Raw genomic sequence first — 14,027 nt, 5'->3', positions numbered from 1 at the left:
GAGGGGTCCTAAACGAAAAACCCCGCCCGGTTTGCGCCGGCGGGGTTTTGGATTCGTGTGTTGATCCAGTCCCTACGGCGCATTGCCGACGACCACCACCACACGCACGACGACCACTGCGGCAGGTTGCGCAGTTTTTAGTAGGGTCGAAGTGAAGATGGATGAAGTCATTGGGGACCTGTGTTTGGAATCATTGATTGAATTTATACAAACACAGGTTTTCGGGCGTGACAATGGAAATATTTTCATCTGCGCAAAAATGCGTCAGGGATCACGTTTCAGTACGTTGCTCGCTCATTCCAGGCATCACTATAGATGGCATTGCCGTCACAATGCTTCCAGGTGATTTTCTCGTAGCGTATAACAACCGTTTCAAGGTGTGTTCCGGTGTTTGCGCCGGGATACAGGTCTGGTGTGATTGAGGTTATTTTCACATTCTCCAGAAGGATATTAAAATATTCCTGTTCTAAACCCGCCTCATTAATCTGAAACATCTTAATAGTGGCTGACTTGAGCATTCTTCCCGTACTCAGCGCCCGAAATAAAATCGGGGTTACACGATCAAATTCCTTCTGAAACATGACGGGCATGTGTATGCGCGTGCCCGTTAATTTCCCGGTATTTCCGTCGACTGGGATATTGACATTATGAGTGAACGATTTGAGTTCAATTGCACCTTCACGCCCTGACACAAGGCAAGAGCCAACCATGGGAGAACCATTTTCATCTGTTAAAAACAAATAAGCTGGGTTTGACATAAAAAAAATCCTTTTTATATGATTTAATCGTACTTATCAAAGTGGCCGAAAATTATCGGATGTACAATAATAAATACAATGATAGAAATGAATGTTAGTAATACCCAGTGGTCAGGCACTAACCACAGAAACAAAGAGGCGCACGCAAAAATATAAACAGGGAATAAAATATCCGTGAATAGAATTGATAACAGACTCTTAAACATGCTCCGTGCTCTTTAAGTCTTTATAAATTGCATCGAAATCCTTATAGAATCCCAACTGCACCTTCTTAATGAGTTCAGACAGGAAAGGCTCAAAAAAGTAGTAAAGCATCTCCAGTTGTGCGGCATAGAGGGTGGCGTAATACTTAGGGTCCAATGTTTTCAGGCGGCGAGCAGCAAGAGCGCACTTCTGTTCCGTTCCAATCAATTGAAGCGCCATGACAACGTTAGGTACGCGGCGTGCAAGCCGTTCGACGACGATTTCAGACAGCAGGCCTGATTCGGACAGGGATTTGGCCAGACCCCATGCTATTGCTAAACGCGCGGCCTTGCTGGTCGGTATGTTATTAACAAGCCCTGTTACTTTTGAATCTATCTTGCGAACGCGATTGTGTTCATTCCCGTTTTCTGAATCGGAAATAACATGTTCAAAATAAAGATAGAGCATGTGTGCTATTACATCGCGATAACGGTAAAGCGAGAGGATTGAGAGGTACATTCTCTTTTCTTCGGAGAGAAGCTCGTCACACACATCGTGATAGCTGGGGATTAAGCATGATGAGTACCAACTTACACACTCAATTCCTGAGTAAATATCAGAGCCAATCCCCTTTAATGCTCGCCATGTTCCTGCAACACCTTGCTGTCCATAAATAGCCAACTGCCTGTCACTCTGGAACTTCATCTTTAAATAATCAGATGCTTGCATAATGTATACACACAATGATTGTGGCTATAGAAATATACATTGAAAAGTCCAGAAATTCAAACCAGTAAAATTGCTTTACATAAACATTCACATAAAAAATAAGTCAGTACGATTTTATTTATTAAGGTTATATACGAAACAACTTAATTACTTGAAGGGCATTAGCGGTTTTTATTAGTTCACACATTTTTAGTTTAATCATTGCAAAATGAGTCTAATACCTATCTCTATAAAGAAAGTTGCATAAGCGATGCTATCCCGTTCACAACGAAGCTAAATAGCAGAAACCTCGCTTTTACAGCAGTCTTTTTATGGGCAGTCCAGAAAACAAAAAACCCCGCCTAAGCGAGGTTTTTATCAGGGTTTTGCGGTTGGTCGCCGCAGAACACACTGTGTTACGTCAACGCGAAAAGTATACGCGATCGAAGACGAACGCGCAATTCCGGCACGGATTTTGACGTTTTTGAGTATGGATCGCCTTCCAAAATTTGTCCATAAAATACTGTTCATGCATACAGTATTTATCTATACTGAGGGTGTTCGCAGTGAGCGAGGGGGCCGCAGTTTACCGGCGCAACGAAGTCCTGGCTGAAACGGGTGGTGCCGTCAGTGCCTTAACCCCTGAAGTGAGCACACTGTGTTACGTCAATCCAGGTGCTGGCCACAGGCGGCGGAAAGGTACGCCAGCATCGTGCTCCTTTTAACCAAAAGGAGACGCGTATGAGCGTCGTGGATATGGTCATACTTGTCCTCAAACTCATTGTTGCTGTATTGCAACTGCTTGATGCTGTCCTGAAATACGTTAAGTGATTCAGGTTCAAGTCGCACCTGAGAGGGGCGGGCAACCGCCCCTCTTTAATAACGAGGGAATGCTATGTCGCGTCTGTTAATTGAGCCTGTTACGCCTGATGAACCGGGCTATATCGCCCTGAAGGCGGAGAGTATCGCGTTGAATTTCAATATGCTGCGCAGGCTGGAAGAGAACTGGCAGCGGGGTGAAAACCGCTTTAACGCGCCGGGTGAAAAGCTGCTGGGGGCGTTTCTTAACGGCAGGCTGGTGGGCGTGTGCGGCCTCAACCGCGATCCGTTCAGCCAGCAGCCGCGCGCCGGACGTATTCGTCATCTCTACGTCAGCGAAAAGTGCCGTGGGCAGGGCATTGGCAAACAACTTTTGACCGTGGTGATGGCGGATGCCAGCATCTGGTTTGATTTTCTTAATACCCATGCGCCGGAAACCGCGTACGGATTTTACCATCGGGCGGGCTTCAGGCTGGTGTCAGACGAACCCCGGGTGACGCACCGCCTTTTTTGCGCAGTGTAAGCGGCTGGCAGCATCGACGGGTGAATGTTACAGTTGGATGACATTTCCCCAACCGATACGCCATGACCATCACCGTTTTCTGCATTTTACTGTTCGCCGCACTGCTGCATGCCAGCTGGAACGCCATCGTTAAAGCCGGAACGGATAAACTCTACTCGGCGATCGGGGTCAGCGGTTCAGCCGCGCTTATTGCCCTGATTTTACTGCCCTTCTCTCCTCAGCCAACTGCCGCAAGCTGGCCATATTTGTTCGTCTCCTGTGCGTTACAGGTGGTGTATACGGTACTGGTGGCAAAAACTTATCAGGTCTCCGACATGAGCCAGACCTACCCCCTTATGCGCGGGACGGCCCCTCTGCTGGTGGCGCTGATCAGCGTAATGGTGCTCGGGGATCATCTCTCCTGGCTTGCGTGGTCCGGCATCGGGGTCATTTGTCTGTCGATTCTGGCGATGGCGATGAACGGCCGCATGCAGTCACGCAAGGGGATCTGGCTGGCGCTGCTGAACGCCTGTTTTATCGCCGGGTATACCCTGGTGGACGGCACCGGTGTGCGACTCTCGGACACTGCGCTGGGCTACACGCTCTGGACCTTCTTCATGAACGGTTTCTGTCTGCTGAGCTGGGCAATGGTGGCGCGGCGTCGCGAAGCGTCCAGCTATCTGCGCCTGCACTGGAAAAAAGGGCTGCTCGGCGGCGTCGGGACGATGGGATCTTACGGTCTGGCACTCTGGGCGATGACCCAGGCACCGCTGGCTGTGGTCGCCGCACTACGTGAAACCTCTATTCTCTTCGGCGCATTAATCGCATTTGTGCTTTTAAAAGAGAAGGTTGCCGGCCTGCGCATCGCGGCGGCACTGGGAATTGCTGCCGGTGCGATCCTGCTGCGCCTGGCGTAATTCACTGGCAACATTAGTTGCCGATCTTGTTTACAAATCCTGCCTTCACGTCTTCTGTCATTCATCACAGTAATGCTTAAATTGTCATCTCTCTGTGGTAGATTCCTCGCGCATTTATGGGAATGCATAGTCACTTATTCTTCATTTATCTCTTTTGGCAAAAGTATTCAGCGACATGAAAAAGCAACGGAACGTGAACTTATTGTTGATGCTGGTGTTACTGGTGGCCGTCGGGCAGATGGCGCAAACCATCTACATTCCGGCGATTGCCGATATGGCAAAAGATCTGAGCGTCCGCGAAGGTGCAGTCCAGAGCGTGATGGCAGCCTATCTGCTAACCTATGGCGTTTCACAGCTGGTTTATGGTCCCCTGTCCGATCGCGTCGGGCGTCGTCCGGTCATTCTGGTGGGCATGAGCATTTTCATGGTAGCGACGATGATCGCCATTACCACTCACAGCCTGACCGTCCTGATTGCCGCCAGCGCCCTTCAGGGTGTGGGCACCGGCGTCGGCGGGGTTATGGCGCGTACCCTGCCGCGTGATATGTACCAGGGCACACAGCTTCGCCACGCCAACAGTCTGTTAAATATGGGTATTCTGGTCAGCCCGCTGCTGGCCCCGCTGATTGGGGGTCTGCTGGACACCGTCTGGTCCTGGCGCGCCTGTTATGCCTTCCTGCTGGTGCTGTGCATTATTGTCACCTTCAGCATGGGGCGCTGGATGCCGGAAACCCGCCCAAAAGACGCGCCGCGCACGAAGCTCATCGCCAGCTACAAAACGCTGTTCGGTAATGGATCCTTTACCTGTTATCTGTTGATGCTAATCGGCGGCCTGGCGGGCATTGCGGTGTTTGAAGCCTGTTCCGGCGTGCTGCTGGGCGCGGGCCTTGGCCTGAGCAGTATGGTGGTGAGTATTCTGTTTATTCTGCCGATCCCGGCGGCGTTCTTCGGCGCATGGTTCGCCGGACGTCCGAACAAGCGTTTCTCCACCCTGATGTGGCAGTCGGTGATCAGCTGTCTGCTGGCCGGGCTGATGATGTGGATCCCGGGGCTGTTTGACGTGATGTCGGTCTGGACGTTGCTCATCCCGGCAGCGCTGTTCTTCTTCGGCGCGGGCATGCTGTTTCCCCTCGCCACCAGCGGCGCGATGGAGCCGTTCCCGTTCCTCGCAGGCACGGCAGGCGCGCTGGTGGGCGGTTTGCAGAACATCGGTTCCGGCGCGCTGGCCTGGCTTTCGGCTATGATGCCGCAGACCGGGCAGGCGAGTTTAGGCTTGCTGATGACCCTGATGGGGCTGCTGATTTTGCTGTGCTGGCTGCCGCTGGCGTCGCGTGTCTCGCATCACGAACAGCCGGTTTAACCGCATGATGGCCCGGCTTCTCGCCGGGCTTTTCACAGACGGGCGCAATCATCGCCTGCAATAGCCGCTCTGGGGCAGGCCGCCACGCCCCCTCTTCCCCGTCATAAAACTGAACATCGGCGTTTATCGCATACGGGATGTTGGCATGTTGCAGCTCGCACGCCATAAACGTGGCAAACGCCATCTGCGAGGCGGTTGGCGTCAGGCTTTTCGATTCGCCCACTCCCCAGCCGCCAACCCAGCTCACATGCCCGGTTTTTTGTTGCCAGTGCAGCGCGGCGTTGATTCGGTTACGGATAGCCGCTTTCTCAGCCGCAGTTCCGGACGTCCACGGGTATTTACCGTTCGTTTTCAGCGGCCCCCAGGGGAAAATATGCCACTCCGCCAGCAGGTAATTCTGGCTGTGCGCGGGCAGCTTCAGGGTGGATAAATCCTCCGGCGCGGCGCGCAGACGAGGGGCGATAAAAATCATGCGGCTGGCATCAATGGCGTGAATGTCTTTGATCGCTTTCTCATACACCCGGTTGAGCGAAGCAACGTTGTGGTTGAGCTTGTCCGCCGGTTCGTAGATCAGGTCAAAGCCTAGCAACGGCGAGCGCTGACCAAAATAGTGCGCCACGGCAATCCACCAGTTAATCACCTCTTTTTCGGTATCCGCTTTCGGGTCGTTTTTATATTCATCGGCCTGATAAGCGATGATGGGGATGACGCCGTATTGCTCGCATGCCTCCACCAGCTTACGCAGGTGAATCAGCCGCGCTTCCGTCGGTTCGCCCGCCACCCGAATACGGACATGGTGTATGCCTTTCGCCTGAAAATCACGGACCACCAGCGGGTCGAATTCGCGTATGCCGCGCTCGGTGCGTGCCCAGTCCACATCCATCCCGACGCCCAGCATCTGCGCGTAACGGGCAGCCGTCAGCGGCGGCTCAGCGGCAGTCGCCCAGCCGGAAGAGAGTAAGATCGCAGTGGCAATAAAAGGCTTTAACACGGTTTACCCTGGAAAAATCAAAAGCATTACCTGTATTTAGCACGCTTTTTCACATTTGGTGTAGAGCGAAAGCGTAATAATTCTTCAACCCGCCAGCTCTCTTAGCCAGCCGATAAAGGCGTCAATTTTCGGCCACTGACGGCCGGGAAGCGTTGAGACGTAATAATGCTGATGGCACTTGAGGGTTTCCCCATCAAAGGGTGCGATCAACTCCCCCCGTTCGAGACGTTTTTGCACCAGCCGCTTTCTCCCCATCGCCACCCCGACATTACTCATGGCCGCGATAATGGCTAAATCAGAACGATCGAAGCCAATACCCGATGATAACGGCATATTCACCGCGTAATGCTGCGCCCAGCTCAGCCACTCATCCGTACCGGAATCATTGCTCCAGGCCTGACGGTCGTGCAGTAACGTGCAGTGGCTGAGGTTATGGGGGTTTTTCAGCAGTTCATGCTCCCGGGCATACGCCGGCGAGCAGACGGGCAAAATCTCTTCATCCATCAAAAAGTGATGAGAAAGGTGGTTTGGCGGCGTATCGTCGAAATAGAGCGCCAGATCGATGCCGGTTCGCTGCATGTTGACGTAATCATTACCAGTCAGAATAGTAAGTGAAATCGACGGGTAGCGGCGGGTAAAATCCCCCAGCATCGGCACCAGCCAGCACTGGGCGATCGACGGCCGGGAGTACACCGTTAGCGTACCTGACAGCGCCTGGTTTTTAATGTCCAGGATCTCCTGATTCAGGGTGTCGAGGGACGATTTCAGCGTCCAGTAAACGCGCTTGCCTTCCTGCGTCAGCTCCACTTTACGGTGTGAGCGGACAAACAGCTGAATGCCCAGCTCCTCTTCCAGCAGGTTAATGCGGTGGCTCACCGCGCTGGGGCTGAGCGACAGCTCCGCCGCCGCCAGGGCGAAGGACTCATGCCGGGCAGCCACTTCAAAGGTGTACATTTTCGACAGCTGCCAGCCGTTTAACAGCCGGTTTCTGCCTTCATTCGCATCGGTCATCACAATTCCCACACGTAATTTCTGCGTTTAGCATACCGCTCAAGAATGAATTTATGTGAACCAACGGCAAAATAAGTGCGCCTTTTAGAGTCCAGTCACTCAGTTGATCCAATCTGGCTCATCTGAACGCCAATTTATATCGTTTGTCAGCCCACGCCGTTTTTTCGTCCAATACCCCCAGATGACATAAGGGTGAGGTGAGATATGGGATCTCAGGTCTGGGTTGTGGCAACGCTGCTTGTCAGCATCGTGTTGATTGTTTTAACCATCGTAAAACTGAAGTTTCACCCGTTCCTCGCGCTGCTGCTGGCAAGCTTTTTCGTTGGCGCGATGATGGGGATGAGCCCGCTGGATATGGTTAACGCCATTGAGAGCGGGATTGGCGGTACGCTGGGCTTCCTGGCGGCGGTTATCGGTCTTGGCACTATTCTCGGCAAAATGATGGAAGTCTCCGGCGCGGCAGAGCGCATCGGGATTACGTTGCAGCGCTGCCGCTGGCTGTCGGCGGACGTGATTATGGTCCTGGTCGGCCTGATCTGCGGCATTACGCTGTTTGTTGAAGTGGGCGTGGTACTGCTGATCCCGCTGGCGTTTTCCATCGCCAAAAAGACCAACACGTCGCTGCTCAAGCTGGCCATTCCGCTCTGTACCGCACTAATGGCAGTGCACTGCGTGGTGCCTCCGCATCCGGCCGCACTATTTGTCACCAACAAATTAGGGGCGGACGTCGGGACGGTGATTGTCTACGGTCTGGTGGTGGGCCTGATGGCGTCTCTGGTTGGTGGCCCGCTGTTCCTGAAGCTGCTCGGCAACCGTCTGCCCTATAAGCCGGTTCCGGCGGAATTTTCAGACCTGAAGGTGCGGGAAGAGCACACTCTGCCGTCGCTGGGCGCCACGCTGTTCACCGTGCTGCTGCCGATTGCCCTGATGCTGGTGAAAACCATTGCCGAGCTGAACATGGCGAAAGAAGGCTCGCTGTATACCCTGCTGGAGTTTATCGGCAACCCCATCACCGCGATGTTTATCGCCGTGTTTGTCGCCTATTACCTGCTGGGGATCCGCCAGCACATGGGCATGGGCGCAATGCTGACCCATACGGAGCACGGCTTTGGCTCTATCGCCAACATTTTGCTGATTATCGGTGCGGGCGGGGCGTTCAACGCCATCCTTAAAACCAGTGGTCTGGCGGAGACGCTGGCGCATATTCTCTCGAACCTGCATATGCACCCTATCCTTCTAGCCTGGCTGGTGGCACTGGTGCTGCACGCCGCCGTGGGTTCGGCAACGGTAGCGATGATGGGTGCCACGGCGATAGTGGCGCCGATGCTGCCGCTCTACCCGAACGTAAGCCCGGAGATCATCACCATTGCCATCGGGTCCGGCGCTATTGGCTGCACGATCGTGACCGACTCTCTCTTCTGGCTGGTGAAGCAGTATTGCGGCGCGACCCTGAATGAGACCTTCAAATACTATACGACGGCGACGTTTATCGCCTCGGTGCTTGCACTTGGCGGCACATTCCTGCTTTCTTTCATTATCTGAGCGCGAAGAGACGTATTATGGAAAACGCAACTATCACTACTTTAACCGCACAGTTTCCTCTGGTTGAGGATCTGATTGCCCTGAAAGAAACCACCTGGCTTAACCCGCGCACCACGACGCTGGCGGAAGGATTGCCGTATGTCGGGCTGACGAAAGCCGACGTAGACGACGCGCACGCGCGCCTGAAACGCTTCGCGCCGTATCTGGCGAAAGCGTTCCCGGAAACGGCGGCAACGGGCGGGATTATCGAATCCGACCTGGTCGCGATCCCGGCGATGCAGGCGCGGCTGGAGAAAGAATCTGCGAAGCCTGTTACAGGCACGCTGCTGCTGAAAAAAGACAGCCATCTGCCGATTTCCGGCTCGATCAAAGCGCGCGGCGGCATCTATGAGGTGCTGACCCATGCGGAGAAACTGGCGCTGGAAGCCGGGTTGCTGAGCGTTGAAGACGACTACAGCGTTCTGCTGGAGCCGCGCTTTAAGGACTTCTTCAGCCAGTACAGCATCGCGGTGGGCTCAACCGGCAACCTGGGGATGTCCATCGGCATTATGAGCGCACGCATTGGCTTTAAGGTGACCGTGCATATGTCCGCCGACGCCCGCGAGTGGAAGAAAGCCAAACTGCGCAGCCACGGCGTGATCGTCGTTGAATATGAGCAGGATTACGGCGTGGCGGTGGAGCAGGGACGCAAAGCGGCGGAAAGCGATCCGAACTGCTTCTTTATTGACGATGAGAATTCACGCACGCTGTTCCTGGGCTATGCGGTTGCTGGCGAGCGCCTGAAGGCGCAGTTTATCGAACAGGGCCGCGTGGTGGATGCCGATCATCCTCTGTACGTCTATCTGCCGTGCGGCGTCGGCGGCGGCCCCGGCGGCGTGGCTTTTGGCCTGAAGCTGGCCTTTGGCGATAACGTCCACTGCTTCTTTGCGGAGCCAACGCACTCACCGTGCATGCTGCTGGGCGTTTATACCGGGCTGCACGATGAAATCGCCGTGCAGGACCTGGGTATTGATAACGTGACGGCGGCGGACGGACTGGCGGTAGGACGTGCCTCCGGCTTCGTGGGCCGCGCGATGGAGCGCCTGCTCGACGGGTTCTATACCCTCTCCGATCAAAGCATGTACGACATGCTCGGCTGGCTGGCGCAGGAGGAAAGGATTCGCCTGGAGCCGTCGGCGCTGGCGGGGATGGCCGGGCCGCTGCGCGTCGATGCCGATGAGAACGTTACCCACCTGGTGTGGGCGACCGGCGGCGGCATGGTGCCGGAAGACGAGATGGCGAAATATTTAGCGAAAGGGAAGTAATTATGCCGGGTGGCGGCTGCGCCTTACCCGGCCTACAGGTGCAAAATTTGTTGAATGTGGGTTACCGCAAACAGCAGTGACAACGACAGCACGGCCAGGGCGATGAGGAACTTATCCCGCACCGCTTTCGGCTGCGCAAAGTCGTTCTGCGACACGTCCATCAGGTTACGGCTGCGGGTGTAGCGCCATAAAATGATGGCTACCAGCGCCAGCACAACAATGGAGATCCAGAATGGCGCCCCCGTGCGGTGCCAGTTGTGCTTAATGGCAAGAGCGATCAGCGCGCCATACCCCAGCAGCGTGCGCAGCCAGGCCAGCGAGGTTCGCTCTGGCTGAAGGCCGGGGTCCGCTTCCCGCCGCGCTTTGCGGCTATCCGGCATACAGCACCAGTAACATCACTACGCCCGCAACCATCAGCAAAATCGTACTGATAATGAGCAAGCCGCGCGTGTAGGGGAGATCCTGCTTCAGACGCATCGCCTTTTCATTTCTCAGCCAGCGCAGATAGCCATAAATCGCCAGCACGCCGGCAATCAGGCACAGTAGCAGGGCCAGCACTTCGCGAATCAACGGGGTGGCAAAATCGGGGGCGAGCTGATCAAGGCCGACGCCTGCGGCCAGAAAGCCCAGGGCGGTGCGGATCCACGCTAAGAACGTGCGTTCGTTAGCCAGTGAGAAGCGGTAGTCCGGTGCTTCACCGAGGCGGGAAATGTTCATGAAAGTTCCTTGTCGTGCTGCATGCAGGCTTCAGCATAGCGTAATTCAGCCAGGACAAGGAGACCGGCATCAGGCGATGCCGGTCAGAAAGATTAGTGCAGCTCTGGCCAGTAATCCTTATTCGCTTCAATCAGATCGTCCAGAATCGCCTTCGCCACCGATGCGCTCGGTACGGTTTTCGACAGGGTAATCGCCTGCCAGAGTTTCTGATACGAGCGCTGCTCCCAGGCGTCCACCACCAGTTTTTCCACCGCCACCTGCTGGCTCATGAGCCCTTTCTGGAAGTGCGGAATATCACCCACGGTCAGCGGCTCCGGTCCGTTGTGGCCGACCAGACAAGGTATTTCTACCATCGCGTCAGCATCAAAGTTATGGATAGCCCCATTGTTAGGCACAATCAGCAGCATGCGTTCCTGGGTGTTAAAGGCAATCGCGGTCGCCAGATCGACGATGTACGACGCATGTTCGTCAATTTCCAGTTCACCGGCAGAAGAATGACCGGCTTCGATAATCGCCCGACATGAACTGAATACATGCTTCTCACGGTGATCCATCACTTCATTGGCGCGGGTACGCTCCGGATTGGAATGGGCGACCACATAGTCCGGGAACAGGTAATACTTCAGGTAGGTGTTCGGCATGGTGTCCGGATCCAGCGCCTGTACGTCTTTGGCCTTGGCGAAGGTATCGTTCCAGCTCGCTTCAGTATGCACATCTTCCGAAGGCGGAACATAACCGTTTTTCGCCACGTATTCGCGCAGCTTCGGCATCAGATCGTTGCCGTTCTGATCTTCAATCGACGTCCACCAGCCGAAGTGGTTCAGACCGTAGTAGCGCACGCGCATCTCTTTGCGGTCTTTCAGGCCCACGATTTGCGCCATACGTCCTTCAATGCCGATCGGCATGTCGCAGATGTTGAGAATTTTCGCGTTCGAACGCAGGCGGCGCGTGGCTTCCGCGACAATCGCCGCCGGGTTGGAGTAGTTCAACATCCACGCGTTCGGGGAGTACTGCTCCATGTAATCCACCAGCTCCAGCACGCCGCCGATGGAGCGCATGCCGTAGGAGATGCCGCCCGGCCCGCACGTTTCCTGGCCCAGCACGCCGTGGCGCAGCGGGATTTTTTCATCTTTTTCACGCATGGGATATTTGCCAACGCGAATATGCGCCATCACGAAATCCACATCGGTAAAGGCCGCTTCAGGATCGGTGGTGTAACTAAATTCAATCTCCGGCGCCTGCTCCTTAAGGATGATTTTACACGCCTCGGCGATGATCTCCTGACGTGCTCCGTCATTGTCATAGAACTTCAGCGCACGCAGCGGGAAACGGTCACGGTTGGCTAACAGCATCAGGACGATACCAGGCGTGAATGTACTGCCGCCGCCTGCAATAACAACTGAGAATTTTTTCATGATATAGCCTCTGTCAGAGTGGTTTGTTCGTTTGTTAAAGGGGTTTTCATCAGCGATTCCAGCTGGTCGCGCACCTGAGGAACGTGCAGACCGACAATCACCTGTATGCCGTTGCCGCGCCGCACCATACCGTGTGCTCCCAGGGCTTTGAATACGTCATCGCTTTGGGTTTTCGTCATATCCACCAGGGCGATACGCAGGCGGGTGGCGCAGTTATTGATACTTTCGATATTCGCTGCGCCGCCGAGCGCCTGTAAGAACCCAGCGGCCTGTCCGACCTGCTGGCTGGCTGCCGCCGGGGCGGTGGTTTGCCCACGAGCGGCCTTATAGTCGGCCTTGCTGTAGAGCTTGATTTCGCTCTCTTCCCGGCCCGGCGTTTTGAGATTCAGACGTTCGATAAGCGTTCTGAAGACCACGAAGTAGATCCCGGTGAAGCAGAGGCCGATGCCAATCTGGGTGAATACCGTCGAGGCGTGGTTATGGAACATCGGGATCCAGTTTTGCGGCAGGAACTGGTCCAGCAGACCGCCGCCCATGTTCCCCACCACCCCGAAGATATACATCACCGTCGCCATCGTTGCGGCCAGCACGGCGTGGATGGCAAACAGCAAAGGCGAGATAAACAGGAAGGTGAACTCCAGCGGTTCGGTAATGCCCACCAACACGGCGGTAAGCGTGGCCGGGATCAGCAGACCTGCCACTTTGACGCGGTTCTCCGGTGACGCGGTATACCAGATAGCCAACGCAATACCGACTGAGCCAAACACCTTAGAGTTGCCGTGCAGCGCGAATCCGCCCTCCGGGAACAGCGTTTTCAGCGGCACAGTGCTCTGGCTGAATTCCTGAAGGTGCTGTGCCCAGTAGACCTGAATGCCGCCTTCTACCGCAGCCGGGCCGAAGATAAACGGGCCGTAGACAAAGTGGTGTAATCCGGTTGGGATCAGAATGCGTTCCAGGAAGGTATAAACCCATACGCCCAGCGCGCCAGCGGTACGTAGAAAGGCCTGCAACGACTCAATGCCCATCTGCACTTTCGGCCAGCCCAGCAGCGTCAGCCAGGCGCAGGGGATCATCACGAAGAACGCGAGGATAACGACAAACGAGGTGCCCTGGAAAATCCCCAGAAAGACCGGCAACGGCTTGTCGAAAAATCGGTTGTGGATGGCGGTGACGAGCCCGGAAATGATAATCGCCCCGATGATGCTGGTATCAAGCGTTTTGATTCCGGCAATCATCGCCAGCCCGCTGCCGGCAGTGGGTTCAGCAGAGAAGTCGACGCCAAAGAAGTGGCCCCAGGTCATCCCCATCGCGTTGATAAAGTAGTTCCAGGTCAGAAAGCTAATCAGCACCGCCAGACAGGCGCGGCCCTGCGCCTGCTTTGCCAGGCCAATCGGTAAGCCGACAGCAAAAATCAGCGGCATATTACGGAACACCGCCCAGCCGCCCTCTTCGATGATGTGAACAATTTGCGCGAACAGATTATCAGGCGCGGTTAAGGCCTCACCGACAAACAGCGGATTGCGAAGCATGATGGCGATCCCAACCACGATCCCGGCAAAGGGAAACAGCAAAACCGGGGTGAACATGGCGCCGCCAAAGCGTTGTATTTGACTGAGCATTTTTAAATCCTCATGAAACAACCTGTAGGGGATAGAGGCCTTTATGGTTTTTTACTGGCCTGAGGTGAGCATAAGAAGTTACTGATGCGGGAACATGGCGTGCCGCTGCGATTCGTGATCGCATTCATGGTTTTAATTTGACCAATCAGGTCTACTTTTTAAACTAAACATGGACAAGTTA

General features: G+C 54.8%; 14 protein-coding genes and 1 pseudogene. 6 read left to right on the top strand and 9 right to left on the bottom strand.

Features of this window, described 5'->3' with window-relative positions; genetic code table 11:
• Positions 1-72 precede the first annotated feature (72 nt).
• The 3 genes from ivbL to BFV63_RS00150 all read right to left on the bottom strand — a co-directional run bounded on the left by ivbL (position 73) and on the right by BFV63_RS00150 (position 1,670).
• Positions 73-171 carry an ilvB operon leader peptide IvbL gene (gene ivbL / locus BFV63_RS22930; protein ID WP_057979964.1) on the bottom strand — a complete coding sequence of 33 codons (99 nt, stop codon included), beginning with the start codon at positions 169-171 and terminating at the stop codon, positions 73-75.
• Between the two features lie 107 nt (positions 172-278).
• The gene (locus BFV63_RS00160) at positions 279-758 is read right to left on the bottom strand and encodes an Hcp family type VI secretion system effector (RefSeq protein WP_048241601.1); all 480 of its coding nucleotides are present in this window, start codon (positions 756-758) and stop codon (positions 279-281) included.
• A 198-nt stretch (positions 759-956) separates the two neighbouring features.
• Entirely contained in the window at positions 957-1,670 is a 714-nt protein-coding gene (locus BFV63_RS00150; protein WP_023315090.1) for a hypothetical protein, read from the bottom strand.
• A 720-nt stretch (positions 1,671-2,390) separates the two neighbouring features.
• On the opposite strand from BFV63_RS00150, the gene tisB reads away from it, so the two are divergent.
• From tisB to emrD, 4 genes are all read left to right on the top strand, one after another.
• The gene (tisB, locus tag BFV63_RS22260; RefSeq protein ID WP_022646551.1) at positions 2,391-2,480 is read left to right on the top strand and encodes a type I toxin-antitoxin system toxin TisB; all 90 of its coding nucleotides are present in this window, start codon (positions 2,391-2,393) and stop codon (positions 2,478-2,480) included.
• A 64-nt stretch (positions 2,481-2,544) separates the two neighbouring features.
• Positions 2,545-2,991 (top strand): GNAT family N-acetyltransferase, encoded by a 447-nt coding sequence (locus tag BFV63_RS00140; RefSeq protein WP_003861064.1) that lies wholly within the window; start codon positions 2,545-2,547, stop codon positions 2,989-2,991.
• Between the two features lie 62 nt (positions 2,992-3,053).
• The gene (locus BFV63_RS00135; protein WP_023323922.1) at positions 3,054-3,887 is read left to right on the top strand and encodes an EamA family transporter; all 834 of its coding nucleotides are present in this window, start codon (positions 3,054-3,056) and stop codon (positions 3,885-3,887) included.
• Positions 3,888-4,062: 175 nt separating this feature from the next.
• Positions 4,063-5,247 carry a multidrug efflux MFS transporter EmrD gene (gene emrD, locus BFV63_RS00130; protein WP_003861070.1) on the top strand — a complete coding sequence of 395 codons (1,185 nt, stop codon included), beginning with the start codon at positions 4,063-4,065 and terminating at the stop codon, positions 5,245-5,247.
• On the opposite strand, the pseudogene BFV63_RS22255 reads toward emrD, so the two are convergent.
• A pseudogene (locus BFV63_RS22255) lies at positions 5,153-6,238 on the bottom strand (cellulase family glycosylhydrolase); the annotation flags it as partial. The gene emrD and the pseudogene BFV63_RS22255 overlap by 95 nt on opposite strands.
• 84 nt (positions 6,239-6,322) lie before the next feature.
• Positions 6,323-7,249, bottom strand: a complete 927-nt coding sequence (gene dsdC / locus BFV63_RS00125) for a DNA-binding transcriptional regulator DsdC (RefSeq protein WP_048241919.1) — start codon at positions 7,247-7,249, stop codon at positions 6,323-6,325.
• Between the two features lie 204 nt (positions 7,250-7,453).
• Here dsdC and dsdX point away from each other — a divergent pair, with 204 nt between their 5' ends.
• Both dsdX and dsdA read left to right on the top strand, forming a co-directional pair.
• On the top strand, positions 7,454-8,791 hold the full coding sequence (dsdX, locus tag BFV63_RS00120) for a D-serine transporter DsdX (RefSeq protein ID WP_048241602.1): 1,338 nt from the start codon (positions 7,454-7,456) through the stop codon (positions 8,789-8,791).
• Positions 8,792-8,808: 17 nt separating this feature from the next.
• Positions 8,809-10,095 (top strand): D-serine ammonia-lyase, encoded by a 1,287-nt coding sequence (gene dsdA, locus BFV63_RS00115; protein WP_022650093.1) that lies wholly within the window; start codon positions 8,809-8,811, stop codon positions 10,093-10,095.
• A gap of 32 nt (positions 10,096-10,127) precedes the next feature.
• Here dsdA and BFV63_RS00110 read toward each other — a convergent pair whose 3' ends face one another.
• The 4 genes from BFV63_RS00110 to BFV63_RS00095 all read right to left on the bottom strand — a co-directional run bounded on the left by BFV63_RS00110 (position 10,128) and on the right by BFV63_RS00095 (position 13,846).
• The gene (locus BFV63_RS00110; RefSeq protein ID WP_022650092.1) at positions 10,128-10,475 is read right to left on the bottom strand and encodes a DUF202 domain-containing protein; all 348 of its coding nucleotides are present in this window, start codon (positions 10,473-10,475) and stop codon (positions 10,128-10,130) included.
• Entirely contained in the window at positions 10,465-10,812 is a 348-nt protein-coding gene (locus BFV63_RS00105) for a YidH family protein (protein WP_003861080.1), read from the bottom strand. Before BFV63_RS00105 ends, BFV63_RS00110 begins: the two co-directional genes overlap by 11 nt.
• A gap of 92 nt (positions 10,813-10,904) precedes the next feature.
• The gene (locus BFV63_RS00100) at positions 10,905-12,227 is read right to left on the bottom strand and encodes a 6-phospho-alpha-glucosidase (RefSeq protein WP_048241604.1); all 1,323 of its coding nucleotides are present in this window, start codon (positions 12,225-12,227) and stop codon (positions 10,905-10,907) included.
• Positions 12,224-13,846, bottom strand: a complete 1,623-nt coding sequence (locus tag BFV63_RS00095; RefSeq protein ID WP_045346070.1) for an alpha-glucoside-specific PTS transporter subunit IIBC — start codon at positions 13,844-13,846, stop codon at positions 12,224-12,226. Before BFV63_RS00095 ends, BFV63_RS00100 begins: the two co-directional genes overlap by 4 nt.
• Between the last annotated feature and the right edge of the window lie 181 nt (positions 13,847-14,027).

It is taken from the genome of Enterobacter hormaechei subsp. xiangfangensis (assembly GCF_001729785.1).
GTDB lineage: Bacteria > Pseudomonadota > Gammaproteobacteria > Enterobacterales > Enterobacteriaceae > Enterobacter > Enterobacter hormaechei_C.
This window is presented reverse-complemented; position numbering and strand designations above follow the sequence as displayed.

What these genes read in the sequence shown, in the direction of transcription:
- BFV63_RS00150 (WP_023315090.1), bottom strand. Translation starts at nt 1,670, where the DNA reads ATGCAAGCATCTGATTATTTAAAGATGAAGTTCCAGAGTGACAGGCAG.
- BFV63_RS00100 (WP_048241604.1), bottom strand. Translation starts at nt 12,227, where the DNA reads ATGAAAAAATTCTCAGTTGTTATTGCAGGCGGCGGCAGTACATTCACG.
- BFV63_RS00160 (WP_048241601.1), bottom strand. Translation starts at nt 758, where the DNA reads ATGTCAAACCCAGCTTATTTGTTTTTAACAGATGAAAATGGTTCTCCC.
- BFV63_RS00105 (WP_003861080.1), bottom strand. Translation starts at nt 10,812, where the DNA reads ATGAACATTTCCCGCCTCGGTGAAGCACCGGACTACCGCTTCTCACTG.
- ivbL (WP_057979964.1), bottom strand. Translation starts at nt 171, where the DNA reads ATGACTTCATCCATCTTCACTTCGACCCTACTAAAAACTGCGCAACCT.
- tisB (WP_022646551.1), top strand. Translation starts at nt 2,391, where the DNA reads ATGAGCGTCGTGGATATGGTCATACTTGTCCTCAAACTCATTGTTGCT.
- emrD (WP_003861070.1), top strand. Translation starts at nt 4,063, where the DNA reads ATGAAAAAGCAACGGAACGTGAACTTATTGTTGATGCTGGTGTTACTG.
- BFV63_RS00110 (WP_022650092.1), bottom strand. Translation starts at nt 10,475, where the DNA reads ATGCCGGATAGCCGCAAAGCGCGGCGGGAAGCGGACCCCGGCCTTCAG.
- dsdC (WP_048241919.1), bottom strand. Translation starts at nt 7,249, where the DNA reads ATGACCGATGCGAATGAAGGCAGAAACCGGCTGTTAAACGGCTGGCAG.
- BFV63_RS00095 (WP_045346070.1), bottom strand. Translation starts at nt 13,846, where the DNA reads ATGCTCAGTCAAATACAACGCTTTGGCGGCGCCATGTTCACCCCGGTT.
- dsdX (WP_048241602.1), top strand. Translation starts at nt 7,454, where the DNA reads ATGGGATCTCAGGTCTGGGTTGTGGCAACGCTGCTTGTCAGCATCGTG.
- BFV63_RS00135 (WP_023323922.1), top strand. Translation starts at nt 3,054, where the DNA reads ATGACCATCACCGTTTTCTGCATTTTACTGTTCGCCGCACTGCTGCAT.
- BFV63_RS00140 (WP_003861064.1), top strand. Translation starts at nt 2,545, where the DNA reads ATGTCGCGTCTGTTAATTGAGCCTGTTACGCCTGATGAACCGGGCTAT.
- dsdA (WP_022650093.1), top strand. Translation starts at nt 8,809, where the DNA reads ATGGAAAACGCAACTATCACTACTTTAACCGCACAGTTTCCTCTGGTT.